Source organism: Catellatospora sp. KI3 (assembly GCF_029948125.1).
Classification (GTDB): Bacteria; Actinomycetota; Actinomycetes; order Mycobacteriales; family Micromonosporaceae; genus Catellatospora.
Genome location: NZ_JASAMB010000023.1, coordinates 55,500 through 72,250, shown reverse-complemented (window position 1 = coordinate 72,250; position 16,751 = coordinate 55,500). Strand labels below are relative to the sequence as shown.

The following is a 16,751-nucleotide window of genomic DNA, read 5'->3' as shown; positions in this document are numbered from 1 at the left end:
CCGTACCTCCGCTCATCGGGTGGTCTCGCCGATCTCTGTGTACCCCGCGTCGGTGGCGGACTGGGCCAGAACGCCCAGCAGCGGCTCGGCGTCACGGGGCCGCAGGCGGCCGCCGGCGATGGCGCGGTCGGCGGTGCGCCGGGCCAGCGCCACGTACGCGGGCAGCGAGTCGGGCGCCGTCTCACGCAGCACCCGCACGTGCCGCGACACCGTGCCCGCGTCGCCGCGCGACACCGGGCCGGTCAGCGCCGCGTCGCCCAGCCGCAGCGAGTTGTCGAGCGCGGCGGTCAGCAGCGGCCCGAGCACCTTGGCCGGGTCGAGCACGCCCGCGTCGCGCAGCCGGTCGGCGGCCTCGTTCACCAGCGTCACCAGGTGGTTCGCGCCGTGCGCCAGGCCCGCGTGGTAGAGGGCGCGCTGCTGCTCGCCGATCCACTCCGGGCTGCCGCCGAGGTCGGCGACGAGCTGGGCGGCCACTTCCCGCACGGTGGGGTCGGGCGCGGTCACGCCGTACGAGATGCCGCGCAGGCGGCGCAGGTCACCGGCGCCGCCGGTGAAGGTCATCGCGGGGTGCAGGGCCAGCGGTCGGGCGCCGACCGCGGCGGCGGGGGCCAGCACGGCCAGCCCGTGCGCGCCGGAGGTGTGCGCCACGATCTGGCCGGGGCGCAGCGCGCCGGTGGCGGCCAGTCCGGCCACCACCCCCGCGAGCGCGTCGTCCGGCACCGCGATGAGCAGCAGGTCGTCGGCGGCGCGGGCCACCTCGTCGGCGGGCAGGTTCCGGGCACCCGGGAGCAGGGTGCTGATGCGGTGCTTGGCGGCGGCGGACACGCCGGATGCGGCGACCACGTGGTGTCCGGCGGCCCGCAGGGCGGCGGCGAGGACCGCGCCCACCCGGCCGGCGCCGATCACACCCACGGTGAACTCGCGCGTTGCGCTCATGTCGATCCAGTCCTCTGCGTCGGGGTACCGGTCGAGGCAAGTATGCGTCCGTGTCCCAGTTGCCCGACAGCGACTGTGCGAAACCGCACTGACCCTTGGACTTAACAGACCGGGCGTACGGCATCATCGGCTGATGCGGTGGCGGGAGGCGATGGCGCGGGCACTGTACGGCCCGGACGGGTTCTTCGTGCGCGAACGCCCCGCCGACCACTTCCGCACCAGCGCCCACGCCTCCCCGCTGTTCGCCGCCGCGCTGGCCCGCCTGGTCTGCCAGGTCGACACCGCCCTGGGCGCACCGGCCGTGCTCGACCTCGTCGACGTCGGCGCGGGCCGCGGCGAGCTGCTCACCGCGCTGCTGGCCGAGCTGCCCGCACCGGTCCGCGGCCGGGTCCGCCCGGTCGGGGTCGAGGTCGCGGCGCGGTCCGCCGGCGGCATCTCCTGGCGTACCGACCTCCCGCGCGGCCTGACCGGCGTCCTGCTCGCCACCGAGTGGCTGGACAACGTCCCGCTCGAGCTCGCCCGCGACGGCCGCTACCTCGACACCGACCTCGATCCCGGCGACCCGCTCTCGCCCGCCGACGCGGCCTGGGCGGCCCGCTGGTGGCCCGCCGGACCCGACGACGTGATCGAGCTCGGCCGGACCCGCGACGAGGCCTGGGCCGACGCGGTGACCGCCGTATCAGCCGGGCTGGCCCTCACCGTCGACTACGGCCACCTGAGCGGGCAGCGGCCGCCGCTGCCCACCGCCACCGGCTTCCGGCACGGCCGCGAGGTCCCGCCCGCCTTCGACGGCAGCACCGACATCACCTGCCACGTGGCCATGGACTCCGCCGCCGCGGCGGCCGGGGCCGGGCACGTCCTGCTGCGCCAGCGCGACGCCCTGCGCCGCCTCGGCGTCGACGGCCGCCGCCCGCCGCTCGCGCTGGCCTCGACCGATCCGGCCGCGTACGTGCGCGCGCTGTCCGCCGCCTCGGCCGCCGCCGAGCTGACCGCGCCCAGCGGCCTCGGCGGCCACTGGTGGCTGGCCCACCCGATCGGGCTGCCCGAGCCCCTGCCCGCCCTCAGCTGAGGCTCGCGGCGCCGGTCACTTGTCGATGTCGCCGACGACGAAGAACATCGAGCCGAGGATGGCGATCAGGTCCGGGACCAGGGTGCCGGGCAGCAGCGTGGACAGCGCCTGGACGTTGGCGTACGACGCGGTGCGCAGCTTCATCCGCCACGGCGTCTTGTCGCCGCGCGACACGAGGTAGTAGCCGTTCACGCCCAGCGGGTTCTCGGTCCACGCGTACGTGTGCCCCTCGGGCGCCTTGACCACCTTCGGCAGCCGTACGTTCACCGGCCCGGTGATCCGGTCCACCCGGTCCAGGCAGGTCCGCACGAGCCGCAGCGACGCGTACACCTGGTCCAGCAGCACCTCGAACCGCGCGTGGCAGTCCCCGGCGGTACGGGTCACCACCGGCACGTCCAGCTCCCCGTACGCCAGGTACGGCTCGTCGCGGCGCAGGTCGAAGTCGAGCCCGCTGGCCCGCCCCACCGGACCGGAGGCGCCGTACGCGGCGGCGTCGGCGGCGCTGAGCACGCCCACCCCGACCGTGCGGGCCAGGAAGATGTCGTTGCGCCGGATCAGGTCGTCCAGCGCGGGCATGCGCGACTCGACCAGGTCGACGGCCTCCCGGGCGCGCCGGGTCCAGCCCGCCGGGACCTCCTCCTTCAGCCCGCCGATGCGGTTGAACATGTAGTGCATGCGCCCGCCGGTGGCCTCCTCCATCACCGCCTGCAGCACCTCGCGCTCGCGGAACGCGAAGAACATCGGCGTGATCGCCCCGATCTCCAGCGGGTACGACCCGAGGAACATCAGGTGGTTGAGGATCCGGTTCAGCTCGGCCATCGCCGTACGCAGCCAGACGGCCCGCTCCGGGACCTCCAGGCCCATCAGCCGCTCGACCGCCATCGCCGCGCCCAGCTCGTTGCTGAACGCGCTCAGCCAGTCGTGCCGGTTGGCCAGCACCAGGATCTGCCGGTAGTCGCGCACCTCGAACAGCTTCTCGGCGCCCCGGTGCATGTACCCGACGACCGGCTCGGCCGACAGCACCTTCTCGCCGTCGAGCACCAGCTTGAGCCGCAGCACGCCGTGGGTCGACGGGTGCTGCGGACCGATGTTGAGGACCATGTCGGTGCCGAGCTGCTGCGCTCCCGCGCCCGCGCCGACCGTCAACTCCCGCGTGCCGCCCGCATCCGCCATGGCCGCCATCGTAAGCCAGCGCCCCGCCCCGCACCCGCTTCCGCAGGCCCCCCTTGCGCCGACGGCGCGCGGTACAGCGTGCAGTTTCGGGGAAAGTGCTCGAATCCTGGTCCGGATTCCAGCACTTTCCCCGAAACTGCCGCCAAGGCGGTGGGGTGGGTGGGGTCAGCGGTAGCGGTCGCGGTCTCGGTCGCGGTCTCGGTCTCGGTCGGTGCGGGACTCGTAGTCGGACCAGCGCTCCTCGCGGTCGGAGGAGGACGAGATGGCGCGCGGGCTGTCGCGGCGGTCCTGGTCGCGCAGCGGGAAGCCGCCGCGCGGCTCGTCCAGGCGGTCGTCGTCGTACGGGAAGCCGCCGCGTTCGGCGTCGCGGCGCACCGCGGCCCAGCGGTCCTCGATCCGCAGCTCGGTGCCGCCCGAGCCGTCACTGCGCAGGTCGGCGCGGCGCTCGCCCATGCGCAGCTCGCGGCCCCGGTCGTCGCTGCGGATGCTGGCCCAGCGGTCGCCCGCGCTTACGTCGGGGCGGCGGTCGTCCTCGTCGTCGGCGTAGCGGCGGCCGGATTCGGCGCGCCCGCCGCGGCGGTCGTCGTCCCGCTCCTCGCGGTCGTCGCGGCTGCTCCAGCGGTCGGCCGAGACCGGCTCGGCCGCGTCGCGGCGCCGCTCCAGCTGCTCGCGCAGGCGCTGCTCGGTCCAAGACTCCTCGCGGTCGCGGTCGCGGTCGCGCTCGCGGTGCCGCTCGGACCGTGGGCGCTGCACCTCGATGCGGGGCTGGGCGGCGTAGTCGCCGTCGGCTCGGCTGCGGTCGAAGCCGCCGTACACGGTGCCGCGCTGGGCGTCCTCGGCGTGCGGGTCCACGATGGTCTGGCGGGTGGTGACCTGGACGGTCTCGGTGTGCCGCACGACGCCGCCGGGCACGCCCGGCCGCGCGCCGGGTCCGGGCTGGTGCGGGGCCGGCGCGGCGCCGGAGCGGTTGGCCGCGGGCGCGGGCGAGCCGGCGCGGGCCAGGTCGGCACGCATGGCCTCGACCTGGGCACGGGTGGCGTCGAGCTCGTGCCGGGTGGCTTCGAGCTGGTCCACCAGGTACTGGAACTTCTCGCCGAAGCCGCGGTGGGTGGCGTGGGCGGCGGTGGAGATGTCGTCGCGCACGTCGGCGCGCAGCGTGTCCATCTCGTCCAGCATCATGTCCTCAAGCTCTATGCGTACCGTTTCGGTATCGCGACGCAGAGTGATGGACAGACCAATCAAGATCACCGATAGGATCACGATGCCGATGGCGGCCCGCAGCGCGGTGCTTCCATCGGCCATGAACAGGAACAACGCGGCGAGCGGGGCCAGACCGACGCCGCCCCAGAAGAGCACGGGAAGCAGGCGCCCGCTCCGCTGATCGTCTCGCGTATCGGAATCCGGCATGGTGCTAGAGGCTACCGACAGTTGCCGCCCAGGGGAATGCTCCACGGCCGGTGAATGCGAGAGCCTTTTGCCGGAGGACCTGCGCCGCCCCGTCCGGAACAGGCCCTGGAACCAGGAGAACGACGCCCGTCGCGCCGGTAACCGCCGCACATTCGTCACGTGAGGTTAACGAGCGCGGACAGGCTGGGCACGGGTTGCCGCGCGGCCGCGCGGCAACCCCCCGAAAGTGTGCGGTCAGCGCAGCGACGACCAGCGGTCGTCGTCGCCCCACTGGTCGGTGCGCGGCGGTGCCGGCTGCGCGGGCAGGTTCGCCCAGGTGTCGCCGCTGCCGGTGGACCACGACGAGGTCGCGGGCACCCCGACGTCGGACCAGTCGTCCGGGTCGTCGACGGGCAGCGGGCGGCCGAACGTCTCCACCAGCCGGGTGACCACCAGGCCGACCGCGAGCGCCCCGGCGGCCAGCGCGTACTGCGACATCTTCCAGTCGGCGGCGACGGCGTACCACATCACCAGGCCGAGCAGGGCGGTCGCGAGCAGGGTGCCGAACACGCCGCCGCGGCGGCCGAAGGCGCTGACCCCGCCGACCAGCGCGGCGCCGACGGCCAGGCCGGTGAGGTCGAAGCCGAGCGTCGGCACGACCACCTGCTCCTGCGCGCCGTACAGGGCGGCCAGCAGCACGCCCGCGACGGCGGCGAGCGCGGTCGAGCCGATGATCGCCAGCGCCGCCACCGTCCCGGCCAGGCCGCCCCGGCGGTCGGCCGGGTCGCCCACGGGACGGAACCGGCCGATGCCGCGCCGCAGCGAGCGGATCGCGCCGAGCAGGCCGCCGACCAGGCTCAGCGCCGCGAAGCCGCCGATCAGGTAGTACGCGTGCGGGACGGGGGTGTACTCGCCCGCGACGGTCAGCGGCGTCGTCGGCTGCTTCTGGATCCACACCACGGCCAGCAGCGCCGCGCTGAGGCTGCCCGCCCAGCCGGGCACATGGAAGCCGACCACCACGAGCGCGATGACCGCGCCGAGCGCCGCCGCGAACGCCACCGCCACCGCGGCGGTGGGGACGATGCCGTCGTTGCCGTGCTGGGCGTAGAAGACCGCGGCGGCCGCGGCGACCGGGCCGAGCGCGAGGTTGACCGCGCCGACCCGCAGCGTCATCGAGGCGCCGAGGGCGAGCAGGCCCAGCACCGAGACGAAGACGAGCAGCTCCCGGAAGGAGGTGCCCCGCAACTGGTCCACGTGGTTGCGGAAGAGCAGGTAGCCGATGGTCACGACGCCGAGCGCGAGCACGCCCTCCCAGGCGAAGTGGACCCCGAGCCGGTCCCGGCCGACCGCGCCGTGCGTCGGGTCGTCGAAGACGTCGTCGAGGTTGCCCGCCGCGGCCGGACGGCTGTGGTGGAACCCGCTGTCGCGGCTGGACACGACGGCATGCTGGCCGGTGCCGCCGCCGTCGCGGAACTCCGGCTCCTCGTGGAAGCCCGGTTCACCGCGATAGCGCCGCTGCCCGGTCGTCTCCGCCGCGTCATTGTCGTAGGCCATGACTCGCGCCTCCGGAGTCGGCTCACCACCGGTCGCGGGGTACGACCGGGTTACCCGACGCACCGTACCGGCTGAAACGTGAATGCGACAGAGTCTTGCGCATGTGTTCGAACGGCTGCCCGACGGTCGTTCCGGAGGGTTCGGGGGCCGTCGCGCTCTGTGTCAGGGTTGCTCGGAGTTGTCCTGGTCCGGCTGCTTGGGCACCCGGCAGGCGCGCTCCAGCCACAGCGCCGCCCCGACCAGCGCCGCCGAGCAGGCGACCGAGACGACCGCCGGCGGCAGGTCGCGGTCGGCCGCGGCCAGCCGCTGCCCGTCGACGAGCAGCCACAGCGCCAGCCCGGAGAAGAAGCCCAGGAAGATCGCACCGGCCAGCGAGGACGCCTTGGCCAGCACCACGTACCGCGCGACGGCCAGCGGCTCGACGCGGGGGCGGCCGGGGCGGCGCTCGATGCGGGCGCGGGTCTGCTGGGCGAGGGTGAACTCGACGATCGCCAGGGCGAGCAGGGTGAAGGCGGGCAGCCACGGCAGCTGCGGCATCTTGCCGTACCAGTTGCTGATGACCAGCCAGGCGACCGCGGCCGCGGCGAGTGCCGCGACCACCAGGGTGGCCGCGCTGGTGGGTTGCAGCCGCGGCTCCGGCGGGGGTTGCTGGCTCACTGCTCGGCTTCCCTTCTGGCGTTCGCGGCCCGGCGCGCCCGCGGTCTACGACTCTACTTCGAGCCGGACCTCGGGCAGGGCGGTCATCGCGGCGACCTCCGCCGCCATCGCATCGGCGAGCACGAGATCGTTGACCCAGCCGTGCCCCGGGAGCTGCGCGTACGGCTGGACCTCCAGCCACGGGCGCAGCACGAACGCCCGCTGGTGGGCGTGCGGATGTGGCAGGGTCAACTCCGGTGTGGTCCGCAGAATGGGACCGCCCTCGTCGGTCCAGGCCGCCACCAGGTCCACGTCGAGCGTGCGCGGGCTGTACCGCCGCGCCTGGTGGCGCACCCGGCCCGCCTCGTGCTCGATGCGCTGGGCGTGCAGCAGCCACTCCTCGACCGAGTGGTCGCCGGTCATCAGCACGACCGCGTTGTAGTACGCGGGCTGCTCGGTGTCGCCCCACGGCGGTGTCTCGTACACCCCGCTGACCGCGCGGACCTCGCCCAGTTCGGCCAGGCGGCGCACCGCGAAGCGCAGGTGTTCGGCCCGGTCGCCGAGGTTGCTGCCGATCGAGAAGACCACGGAAGTCACGCCCGATATTCTCGCAGCGTGGTGCTCGACCTGATGCGCGCGACGCCGCCGGTGGTGATGGGCGTTCTCAACGTGACGCCGGACTCCTTCTCCGACGGCGGCCTCTACACCGACCTCGACAGCGCGGTGCGGCACGGCGTCGAGCTGCGCGGGCAGGGTGCGCACCTGGTGGACGTGGGCGGCGAGTCGACCCGGCCGGGCGCGCTGCGGGTGGACGCCGAGACCGAGACCGCGCGGGTCGTCCCGGTGATCCGGGCGCTGGCCGAGGCGGGGGTGGCGACCAGTGTGGACACCACCCGCGCCGCCGTCGCCGCCGCCGCGTTGCGCGCCGGTGCCGCCCTCGTCAACGACGTCTCGGGCGGCCTGGCCGACCCGGACATCCGCCGCGTGGTGGCCGAGGCCGGCTGCCCGTACGTGATCATGCACTGGCGCGGGCACTCCGACCGGATGCAGGAGCTGGCGACCTATCACGACGTCGTCGGCCAGGTGCGGGCCGAGCTGTCCGAGCGCGTCGACGAGGCGCTGGCCGCCGGGGTGCGCCCCGACCAGCTCATCCTCGATCCGGGCCTGGGCTTCGCCAAGACGGCCGAGCACAACTGGGCCCTGTCGCGGCGGCTGGACGAGCTGGTGGGGCTGGGCTTCCCGGTGCTGTTCGCGGCCAGCCGCAAGTCATACCTGGGGCTGCTGCTGGACGGGCGGCCCGCGCCCGAGCGCGACGCGGCCACCACCGCCACGAGCCTGCTCGCGGTGGCGGCGGGCGCCTGGGGGGTACGGGTGCACGACGTGCTCGGCACCGCCGACGCGATCGCGGTGTGGCGGGCCACCGGCAGTCCCCGCCTACGCTGGTGACCATGGGTCTCATCCGGCTTACCGGCCTGCGCGTGTTCGGCCACCACGGCGTCTTCGACTTCGAGCGGCGCGACGGGCAGGACTTCATCGTCGACGTGGAGCTGGAGCTGGACCTGGGCATCGCCGCCGCCACCGACGACGTGGCCGACACGGTGCACTACGGCGAGCTGGCCTCGCGTCTGGCCGTGATCGTGGCGGGCCCGCCGGTGAACCTGCTGGAGACACTGGCCGAGCGCCTGGTGGCGGCGTGCATGGACGACGACCGGGTCGCCCGGGCGACGGTCACCGTCCACAAGCCACAGGCGCCGATCCCGCTGTCCTTCGCCGACGTGAGCGTCACGGTCACCGGACGCAGGTGACGCGCGGACATCCGACACCCGCCGCATGCTGCGCGGCTTGTCGGGCCGCAGGGTGCACCGTACTCTCTGCTATGGATCGGACACCGGTCCGAGACATCGAAACATCCCCGGCGCTCACTACCAGTTACTCGACACGAAGCAGGGTGTTACTCGGCGCATCCCACCGATGAGCACCCCCATCGGTAAGGCTTAGGCAATATGCAGCGCCGGGTCGCGGCGGGGAGGTAACGAATGATCGCCATGGAGCTCGCCCAGGCGGCGTGGACGCACGTCGCATCGACGCTGAGCCCGCTCGCCGACACCGTCCTGGCCGCACCGGGCGACCCCAAGGGCGAGATCGCGACCGAGAGCATCCTCACCTTCTTCGCGACCAAGATCTCCCCGATCCTGCTCGCCATCCTCGGCGTGATCTTCATCGGGCGCGCCAGCAAGGGCGAGGTCTCGAAGGTGCTCACCAGTTCCGCGATCGCCATCATCGGCATCGCCTTCATCGTCGGCGCCGGTGCGCTGCTGCTGGTCGGGGAAAACCTCGTCAAGATCATGTTCGAGTAGGCGGAACCATGCGGTTGCGTACGGACGACGACATCTACCGGGCCCGCCTCGTCTATCTCGGACCGCCCGGCTACACCCTGCCGGTGCAGCTGCCGTACGCGCAGTACGGCCTGTTCGTGCTGCTCGTGCCGCTCTACATGGGCATCCACTGGCTGTTCAGCCAGCAGATCGAGGTCTTCCCCGCGTGGGAGATCGCGCTGGCCATCGTCTCCACGTCGTACGTCTTCCGCCACGTCGACCCCGACCGGCCCGCGCGCATGGTCATCCGGACCGCGCTAACCGACTGGCGCCGCACCCGCGAGGCGGGCGCCGAACACCATGACGCGCGCCTGGTCGCGCGCCGGGTCGTCGTGCGGCGGGCGATCACATGACCGGCCACGATACCGAGTACGACCTGGACGACACCGTCTCCGACGTCGTCCCGTCCGTCGACGGCCCGGCCACCCAGGGCCCCGTGGCCGTGTTCCAGCCGCCCCGGCGCCGCGAACCGGCCGCACCCGAGCAGACCTCCGCCGGCGACGGCCGCCCCGAGGCCCGCGCCGACGGCGCCCGCGGCGACCTGCGCAGCGACCTGCAGAGCGCGGCCGACCGCCGCGCCGCCGAGCTGCGCGCCGCCGCCGACCGCGCCACCCAGGCCCAGCGGGAACGGCTCGCCAGCGCCCGCCGCGACGCCGAGCCGCCACCGCCGACCGCGCCGCTGGGCCCGGACATCGAGTCGCCCTTCCTGGAGCTGTTCGACGCCGAGGCCGCCGAGCCCGGCGCCGTCACCCGGGGCGGCACCATGCCCCGCACCGCGCCGACCCGGGCCGCCCAGCCGCCCGTGCCGCCGCCCCCGCAGAACCCCGCCCCGAACTTCGTCCCGCTGCCGCCCGACCCGTCGCGGCCTGCCTCGACCCCCGGTCGCACGCAGAGCCAGCCGGGCACGACCGCGCAGGGTCACCCGCAGAGCCAGCCTGGCGCTGCTCCCGGCCAGCCGCAGGGCCAGACCGGCGCGCCCGGTCGCACCTCCGGCGCCGAGTCGGCCGGCGGCCGTTCGACCAGCTCCGGCCTGTCCGGACACCGCCCCGGCGGCCCCGCCGGACCCGCACGCCCCAACGCCGCCACGGGCCGTCCAGCGGCCACCCCGCACACCGCTCCGGTCAGCGGCGTGCCCGTCAGCGGCATCCCGATGCGGCCGCCGCCGGACCTGCGCCAGCGCCCGGTCAGCTCGGTGCCGGTGAGTTCGGTGCCGGTCAGCACCGTGCCTCTGAGCAGCCGACCCCTGGCGCCGCAGGGTGCACCGCCGCAGACCGGGCGCCACGCGGCACCGGCTGCGCCGTCGCGCACGGGCAGCCGGGCCGGCGCCAAGCCGGTCAAGGCCGCGACGCCGCCGAAGCAGAAGCGCGACCGCGACGCCGCCCAGGAGATCGCGATCACCGAGATCGCCGGTCACCTCACGTTCACTCCGCACGCGGTGACCGCCTGGTACCTGCTGCCCGAGGTCCGCTGGGCGTTCCGCCCCGACGCCGAGCGCGAGGCGCTCCTGTCGGCCATCAGCGAGCAGTACGCGGGCCTGGCCGGGTTCCGGCTGCACCTGCGGCGTACCACCCGGCCGTTCCCGGCCGACCAGTGGGCGCAGCAGCTCGACCAGCTCACCACCCGCCCGCTGCCGGCCGTGCCCGGCGCCCCCGGCTGGGGCGACCACCTGGTCAACGCCCAGCGGCACCTGCTCGACATCAACCACAGCGAGGGCCAGACCTTCCTCGGCGTCACCTTCGCCCGCCGGGCGCTGGGCGACTCGTTCAGCGAGAAGCTGCTGCGCGCCTTCGGCAAGGGCACCGCCGACTCCGAGCGCAAGAAGCTCGGCAAGCAGGTCGAGCAGTTCGACGAGGTCCTGGCCGCGTTCGGCATGCGCGGCCAGCGCGCCGCCGCCTCCGACCTCGAATGGCTGCTCTACCGGTCCGTCGCGCTCGGCATGAGCCCGCCCAGCATGATGGGCTCCGTCGGCCACGGCCGCTGGGAGGAGGGCGACCTGCTCGCCCTCACCGAGCAGATCGAGCGCTACCGCGCGCCGTACGGCAGCACGGTCAAGCTGGTCAACCGGATGACGGGCGAGGAGCGGCACGTCGCCGTGCTCACCGTCGGCCGGATGGAGCCGCTGGACATCCCCGAGCGGCACGAGCCCTGGCTGCACTTCCACGAGCGCCTGCCGTGGCCGATGGAGCTGTCGTCGCGGGTGGACATCCTCGGCCCGCAGGACAGCTTCCGCAACCTCGAACACCGGCTGCGCATGATCCGTTCGCAGCAGCTCGACTACCTCGAGCACGGCATGGACGCCCCGCCCGAGCTGGAGCGCCTGGCCAGCCGGGCCCTCGTCATGGGCGACGAGATGACCACCGGCCTGCCCGTCGACTCCGCCCGCGCGCACGGCTGGCACCGCATCGCCATCAGCGGCGCCACCCGCGACGAGTGCCTGGAACGGGCCCGGTCGGTCATCGCCGCGTACAGCCGCGACCTGCGGGTGGCCCTGCAGCACCCCAAGCAGCAGGACCAGCTCGCCCGCGAGTTCATCCCCGGCGAGCCCATCGCCAACACCGGCTACCTGCGGCGCATGCCCGTACGGCTGCTCGCCGCCGCGCTGCCCCAGGCTGCGTCGACCGTCGGCGACCGCCGCGGCGACCTGCTCGGCCGCACCGCCGGCACCTGCCGCCGCCCCGTCTTCCTCGACCCGCACTTCCCGATGGAGGTGCGCGAGCGCTCCGGCCTGTCCGTCATGGTCGCCGAGCCCGGTGGCGGCAAGTCGACGCTGCTCGGCGCGATGGGCTACCTCAACGCCCGCCGCGGCGTCCAGGTCACCCTGCTCGACCCGAGCGGCCCGCTGGCCCGGCTGGCCAGCATGCCGGAGCTGCGGCCGTACTCGCGCGTGCTCAACCTGACCGGCGGGGAGCAGGGCACGCTCGCGCCGTACTCCCTGATCCCGACCCCGCAGCGCACCGAGTTCCCACCCGGAGCCAACGGCGACCGGGAGTACGAGATCGCCGTCAGCAACGCCCGCGCCGAACGCCGCATGCTCGTGCAGGACATCTGCGCCATGCTGGTGCCGCCGCAGGTCGCCCGCGAGGCGTCCACCGCCACGCTGCTGCGCCACGCCGTCCGCACCGTCCCCGCCGAGGAGACCGCGACCCTCGACGACGTCGTACGCTGCCTGGCCGGCATCGACGACACCGGGCGCGAACTGGCCAACCTGCTGCTCGACACCGCCGAGATGCCGCTGGCGCTGCTGTTCTTCGGCACCCCGCCCGGCGACCTGCTCAGCACCGACGCGGCCCTCACCGTCATCACCATGTCCGGCCTGCGCCTGCCCGACCTCAAGATCGAGCGGGAGTACTGGTCGGCGGAGGAGGCGCTGGCGCTGCCGATGCTGCACACCGCGCACCGGCTCGCCGTCCGCCGCTGCTACTCCGGCGACATGCACCAGCGCAAACTCGTCGGCCTCGACGAGGCGCACTTCATGGAAGGCTGGCGGTCCGGACGCTCGTTCCTGGTCCGGCTCGCCCGCGACAGCCGCAAGTGGAACCTCGCCGCGCTCGTCGCCTCCCAGAACCCGAAGGACATCCTCGGGCTCGACGTGCAGAACCTCGTCTCGACCGTATTCGTGGGGCGCATCGCGCAGGACCCGGAGATCGCGTCCGAGGCGCTGCGGCTGCTGCGGGTGCCTACCGAGGTGGGTTACGAGGAGGTGCTGGCGTCGTTGTCGGCGCCGGACGCCAACAGCGCGGGGCGGCTGGGATACCGCGAGTTCGTGCTCCGGGACGTGGACAGCCGGGTGCAGCGGGTGCGGGTCGACGTGTCGTACGTGCCGGGGCTGCTGGAGACGCTGGACACGACGCCGACCGGGCAGGCCGAGGCACGGGCCGCGCAGGGAGGGGCACGGTGAGGCGGCTGGGGGCGGCGACGGTCGCGACGGTGGTGCTCGCGCTGGGGACGCTGTTCGGGGCGCCGGTGCAGGCTGCTGCGGATACGGCTGCGGCGGTGCAGGCTGCTCCGGGGGACAAGCTGTGCTCGCTGGAGGAGTGGACCAAGCGCGGCCTCGACGAGTGCATCTCCCGGCTCCAGGAGGTCAGCGCCGCACGCGCCCAGTGCCTGTCGGCGCCGAACCCGGCCGCCCCCGACTCCGGTCTGGCAGGCTGGTTCGTCTCCAAGCCCACCTGGGACACCAGAGGACCGGCGGGCAAGTACGCACGTTACGGCTATGCGGGGTACGACTACACCACGTATGACATCAACTGCGTGCAGACCGTCATGCACCCCGACTACAAGATCGAGAACACGATCGCGAACGGCGAGTTCATGTTCGCCAGTGGCATCGTGGGCGTGTCGAACGCGCTCCGGGAGCGGGCCTGGGACCCCAGCGAGATGTGGGGATGGGCGGACCCGCTGGTCGAGAAGGCCACCCAGTCGCTGTACACCCAGGTCTTCACCGTCTTCGGCGTGATCACTCTGGCGGTGATCGGCGTGTACCTGCTGTGGCGATCCCGGCAGGCGCAGATGTCCATGGCGCTGACCACCGTGGGCTGGGCGATCCTCGTCATGGTCGGCGTGACCGCCCTGGCCAGCTGGCCGGTGCAGTCCGCCAGAGCCGCCGACGGCACGCTTGTAGGTGTTCTGAGTGTTGTGCACGATGCGGTTGGGCCTCGCTCAGCACCTACCACGACCACGTGTAGCGACCCGGCGCCTGGAGCATGTGACGACCACCGTCCGCCTGCGGTACGCGCTGGAGACACCGCTGTAGAGGCTCTGCTGTACCGGAACTGGCTTCGCGGCCAACTCGGATCCGCGGACAGCGAGACGGCCAAGAAGTACGGCCCCGCGCTGCTCAGGGCGAAGTCGCTGAGTTGGCAAGAGGTCGAGCAGATCAATGACACGCCGAATGCCGATGCCAGGCAGCAGCTTCGAGACGGGTTGATCCGGCAGAAGCAGAGCGACTGGATGAAGGTCGCGGAACAGATCCGCACCGAGGACCCGCAGGCGTACCAGTACCTGCAGGGCACCAAGGGCATGGAACGGATCGGTGCCGGCTTCGTCGCCATTCTGTCGGCGATCTCCTTCGCCGCCTTCGACGTCATCGCGTCCATTCTTGTTCTGCTCGGATTCCTGATCATCCGGTGGGCAGTCATCGCCGCTCCCGCGCTGGGCACCGTCGGGCTCCTTCGACCGGCGAGCGCCGGGCTCCGTCGGCTGGTCAACTCGGTTCTGGCTGCGCTGTTCAACATCGCGATCTTCGGCACCGGCGCCGCCGTATACCTGTTCGCCGTCGATCTGATCATGAGTACCGCGTCACTGGCAGGATGGCTGCAGGTGACCCTCGTCCTCCTTTGCGGCGTGGTCGGCTGGATCCTGCTCCGGCCGTACAGCCGCATCACTCAGCTTGCTGGCGGCAGCAGCGGGACCTCGTTGCTCACAGCGCGGCCCACTCCGGCCGCCAGCAGCCAAGCCGCCGACCGCAGCACGTCAGGCGTCTCGGCCGCGCCCGGCAGCACCACCAGCAGCTCCGTTCCAGAGGCCAGGCCTGAGCTCGCGGTGGCCGCCGAAGACAACGCCGCTACGGTCAGAGCCGAGGCCCGAGGGGGCACCGACCCGGTTCGGGTCGAGGCCTGGCGATCGGCGGATGTTCCGGACCACGAGCCGAGTTACTCGGTGTACCGGCCCGCCAGCGTCCCGCAGCAGGCCACGACCAGGTCGGAAGCTCGCACCGAGCCGTCCAGTGAGCCCGTTCGGCCCAGTCGGGCCGAGACCAGGTCCGAGTCGAGGTAAAAATGTCTTCCCGGATTCCTCTGCGGCCCCGCACCGTGGTGGCGCTCGGGTTGGCCGCAGTCGTCGCCCTCATCGTGATCATCGGAAAGCTTGTCGGTGGGTCGCCCGCTCCGCTTGCGAACGACCCACCGCCTGCCACCCAAGCTCCCGTCGACTCGGACGCCGGCGATGACGGGGTGGTGAGAATCGACCCCACGCCGAGTGCGCTCAAACCGAGCAGCGGCCCACAGGTTGTCTCTCTTGCCACGTCATTCGCGAAGAACTGGATACAGCACGACCGCTCCGCCGACGACTGGCTGGAAGCACTACGGCCCATGTGCACCGAGACGCTGACCGCCGAGCTCGACGGAGTGGATCCCGTAAGCGTGCCCGCCAGCCGCATCACCGGTGCCGCACATGTGGAGGCGCTAGCCGACTCCTACGTCGAGGTGGCCATTCCCATCGACGCGGGAACACTCCGGCTGCGCCTGGTCGCACCAGGCGGCAAATGGCTGGTGGACGGCATCGACTGGGAGCGCACATGAGTATCCCGCCGATCATCACCAACCCGATACGCGAGGGCAGCCGCCGACTTCTGCGACCATGGATCATCATCGCGGCGACCGCCACATTGGCCCTGCTGTGCTGCGGTGGGGCCATCACGGCTGTGATCTTCGGCGATTTCGCCACCAGCCAGTCCCCGCTTACCAACTCGCTGAACTGCGGTAGCACCAAGGCCGTCACCATCACGGGTCAGTTCCCGCGCATCGGCCCGTACGGCGAAGAGAAGATCCGGAACGCGGCCATCATCATCAAGACCGGTCAGCAGCTGAAGGTGTCACCTCGAGGCTGGGTGATCGCGGTGGCGACCGCCATGCAGGAGAGCAGCCTGACGAATCACGGCTTCCTCGGTAAGCGCAACGATCACGATTCGCTCGGCCTCTTCCAGCAGCGTCCCAGCCAGGGTTGGGGAACGCCGGAGCAGGTCATGGATCCCGTCTACGCGGCGACGAAGTTCTACACGAAGCTTATGAAGGTCAAAGGCTGGGAGTCGCTGCCCCTCACCGTCGCGGCGCAACGGGTGCAGATCAGCGCGTACCCGAACGCGTACGCGAAACACGAGCCCCTTGCTACCCGGATCGTCAACGAGTTGACCGACGGTGCTGCGCGGGCGGTCCTCGTCGACAACAAACTCCGCTGTGCCTCATTCGGGCAGATCGCCGCATCTGGCTGGACCGCACCTGTCAAAGCGTCGCTCAACTCACGCTTCCGCACGGCAGAGAGGCCCGCGCACAACGGAGTCGACCTGGGCGCCGCACGTCACACGCCGATTCGGGCAGCTGCCGCTGGCGTGGTCATCGTCAGCAAGTGCGACTTGGGCAACTGTGACCGGGATGGCTCGCTGAGTACCCCCGGGTGTGGCTGGTACGTCGACATTCTCCACGCGGACCAGGTGATCACCCGCTACTGCCATATGCAGAGTCGGCCTCTCGTTCGCGTGGGTGACCGGATCTCACCTGGGCAGATCATCGGAAATGTCGGTAACAGCGGCCACTCGACCGGGCCGCACCTGCACTTTGAAGTGCACCTTGACGGCGACCGTTCGCGCAACGGGGCCGTCGATCCCATCCCGTTCATGGCAGGAAAGGGCGCCGCGCTAGGCGATGGAGGTAAGGACGCATGACCGAAGCCGACTTCGCAGCATGGGCGGCCGAGTGGCGTACTCCTCCCGCACCGATCGTTCCCGTCCCCGCCATGTCCCTCCTCGGGAGCGGGGGCTCACTCCGCGGTGCACGCGTGATGATCGGACTGCCTGGACACGGGTGGCGTACCGAGATGCGCGGCGACGAGATCATTCGACAGGGTGC

The 16,751-nt window shown here is 72.4% G+C and carries 15 protein-coding genes; 9 read left to right on the top strand and 6 right to left on the bottom strand.

Going from position 1 to position 16,751, the window contains the following annotated elements; all coding sequences use genetic code 11:
- Positions 1 to 12: 12 nt before the first annotated feature.
- Positions 13 to 936 carry a Rossmann-like and DUF2520 domain-containing protein gene (locus QEZ54_RS29450; protein WP_281307994.1) on the bottom strand — a complete coding sequence of 308 codons (924 nt, stop codon included), beginning with the start codon at positions 934 to 936 and terminating at the stop codon, positions 13 to 15.
- 133 nt (positions 937 to 1,069) lie between these two features.
- Between QEZ54_RS29450 and QEZ54_RS29445 the strand changes: the two genes are divergently transcribed.
- Entirely contained in the window at positions 1,070 to 2,005 is a 936-nt protein-coding gene (locus QEZ54_RS29445) for an SAM-dependent methyltransferase (protein WP_281307993.1), read from the top strand.
- Positions 2,006 to 2,020: 15 nt separating this feature from the next.
- Here QEZ54_RS29445 and QEZ54_RS29440 read toward each other — a convergent pair whose 3' ends face one another.
- The 5 genes from QEZ54_RS29440 to folK all read right to left on the bottom strand — a co-directional run bounded on the left by QEZ54_RS29440 (position 2,021) and on the right by folK (position 7,351).
- Complete coding sequence (locus tag QEZ54_RS29440; RefSeq protein ID WP_281307992.1) at positions 2,021 to 3,178, bottom strand: NADH-quinone oxidoreductase subunit D; 1,158 nt, start codon at positions 3,176 to 3,178, stop codon at positions 2,021 to 2,023.
- Between the two features lie 165 nt (positions 3,179 to 3,343).
- Positions 3,344 to 4,357, bottom strand: a complete 1,014-nt coding sequence (locus QEZ54_RS29435) for a hypothetical protein (protein ID WP_281307991.1) — start codon at positions 4,355 to 4,357, stop codon at positions 3,344 to 3,346.
- Between the two features lie 462 nt (positions 4,358 to 4,819).
- Positions 4,820 to 6,118, bottom strand: coding sequence for an ABC transporter permease (locus tag QEZ54_RS29430; protein WP_281307990.1), 1,299 nt, complete (start codon positions 6,116 to 6,118; stop codon positions 4,820 to 4,822).
- 162 nt (positions 6,119 to 6,280) lie between these two features.
- Positions 6,281 to 6,775 (bottom strand): DUF3180 domain-containing protein, encoded by a 495-nt coding sequence (locus tag QEZ54_RS29425; protein WP_281307989.1) that lies wholly within the window; start codon positions 6,773 to 6,775, stop codon positions 6,281 to 6,283.
- Between the two features lie 45 nt (positions 6,776 to 6,820).
- Complete coding sequence (gene folK / locus QEZ54_RS29420) at positions 6,821 to 7,351, bottom strand: 2-amino-4-hydroxy-6-hydroxymethyldihydropteridine diphosphokinase (protein WP_281307988.1); 531 nt, start codon at positions 7,349 to 7,351, stop codon at positions 6,821 to 6,823.
- 21 nt (positions 7,352 to 7,372) lie between these two features.
- Between folK and folP the strand changes: the two genes are divergently transcribed.
- The 8 genes from folP (at position 7,373) to QEZ54_RS29380 (ending at position 16,567) form a co-directional block, all read left to right on the top strand.
- Entirely contained in the window at positions 7,373 to 8,200 is an 828-nt protein-coding gene (gene folP, locus QEZ54_RS29415) for a dihydropteroate synthase (protein ID WP_281308038.1), read from the top strand.
- Between the two features lie 2 nt (positions 8,201 to 8,202).
- On the top strand, positions 8,203 to 8,559 hold the full coding sequence (folB, locus tag QEZ54_RS29410) for a dihydroneopterin aldolase (protein ID WP_281307987.1): 357 nt from the start codon (positions 8,203 to 8,205) through the stop codon (positions 8,557 to 8,559).
- Between the two features lie 231 nt (positions 8,560 to 8,790).
- On the top strand, positions 8,791 to 9,111 hold the full coding sequence (locus QEZ54_RS29405; RefSeq protein ID WP_281307986.1) for a hypothetical protein: 321 nt from the start codon (positions 8,791 to 8,793) through the stop codon (positions 9,109 to 9,111).
- 8 nt (positions 9,112 to 9,119) lie between these two features.
- Positions 9,120 to 9,482: a hypothetical protein gene (locus QEZ54_RS29400; RefSeq protein WP_281307985.1), complete on the top strand. Its 363-nt coding sequence runs from the start codon at positions 9,120 to 9,122 to the stop codon at positions 9,480 to 9,482.
- Positions 9,479 to 13,027 carry an ATP-binding protein gene (locus QEZ54_RS29395; RefSeq protein ID WP_281307984.1) on the top strand — a complete coding sequence of 1,183 codons (3,549 nt, stop codon included), beginning with the start codon at positions 9,479 to 9,481 and terminating at the stop codon, positions 13,025 to 13,027. The genes QEZ54_RS29400 and QEZ54_RS29395 overlap by 4 nt, the downstream gene beginning before the upstream one ends.
- A 119-nt stretch (positions 13,028 to 13,146) precedes the next feature.
- The gene (locus QEZ54_RS29390; protein WP_281308037.1) at positions 13,147 to 14,904 is read left to right on the top strand and encodes an MFS transporter; all 1,758 of its coding nucleotides are present in this window, start codon (positions 13,147 to 13,149) and stop codon (positions 14,902 to 14,904) included.
- 50 nt (positions 14,905 to 14,954) lie between these two features.
- The gene (locus tag QEZ54_RS29385; RefSeq protein WP_281307983.1) at positions 14,955 to 15,428 is read left to right on the top strand and encodes a hypothetical protein; all 474 of its coding nucleotides are present in this window, start codon (positions 14,955 to 14,957) and stop codon (positions 15,426 to 15,428) included.
- Positions 15,425 to 16,567 carry a M23 family metallopeptidase gene (locus QEZ54_RS29380; protein WP_281307982.1) on the top strand — a complete coding sequence of 381 codons (1,143 nt, stop codon included), beginning with the start codon at positions 15,425 to 15,427 and terminating at the stop codon, positions 16,565 to 16,567. The genes QEZ54_RS29385 and QEZ54_RS29380 overlap by 4 nt, the downstream gene beginning before the upstream one ends.
- The last annotated feature ends 184 nt before the right edge of the window (positions 16,568 to 16,751 follow it).

What these genes read in the sequence shown, in the direction of transcription:
- QEZ54_RS29450 (WP_281307994.1), bottom strand. Translation starts at nt 936, where the DNA reads ATGAGCGCAACGCGCGAGTTCACCGTGGGTGTGATCGGCGCCGGCCGG.
- QEZ54_RS29445 (WP_281307993.1), top strand. Translation starts at nt 1,070, where the DNA reads ATGCGGTGGCGGGAGGCGATGGCGCGGGCACTGTACGGCCCGGACGGG.
- QEZ54_RS29440 (WP_281307992.1), bottom strand. Translation starts at nt 3,178, where the DNA reads ATGGCGGATGCGGGCGGCACGCGGGAGTTGACGGTCGGCGCGGGCGCG.
- QEZ54_RS29435 (WP_281307991.1), bottom strand. Translation starts at nt 4,357, where the DNA reads ATGATGCTGGACGAGATGGACACGCTGCGCGCCGACGTGCGCGACGAC.
- QEZ54_RS29430 (WP_281307990.1), bottom strand. Translation starts at nt 6,118, where the DNA reads ATGGCCTACGACAATGACGCGGCGGAGACGACCGGGCAGCGGCGCTAT.
- folB (WP_281307987.1), top strand. Translation starts at nt 8,203, where the DNA reads ATGGGTCTCATCCGGCTTACCGGCCTGCGCGTGTTCGGCCACCACGGC.
- QEZ54_RS29405 (WP_281307986.1), top strand. Translation starts at nt 8,791, where the DNA reads ATGATCGCCATGGAGCTCGCCCAGGCGGCGTGGACGCACGTCGCATCG.
- QEZ54_RS29400 (WP_281307985.1), top strand. Translation starts at nt 9,120, where the DNA reads ATGCGGTTGCGTACGGACGACGACATCTACCGGGCCCGCCTCGTCTAT.
- QEZ54_RS29395 (WP_281307984.1), top strand. Translation starts at nt 9,479, where the DNA reads ATGACCGGCCACGATACCGAGTACGACCTGGACGACACCGTCTCCGAC.
- QEZ54_RS29380 (WP_281307982.1), top strand. Translation starts at nt 15,425, where the DNA reads ATGAGTATCCCGCCGATCATCACCAACCCGATACGCGAGGGCAGCCGC.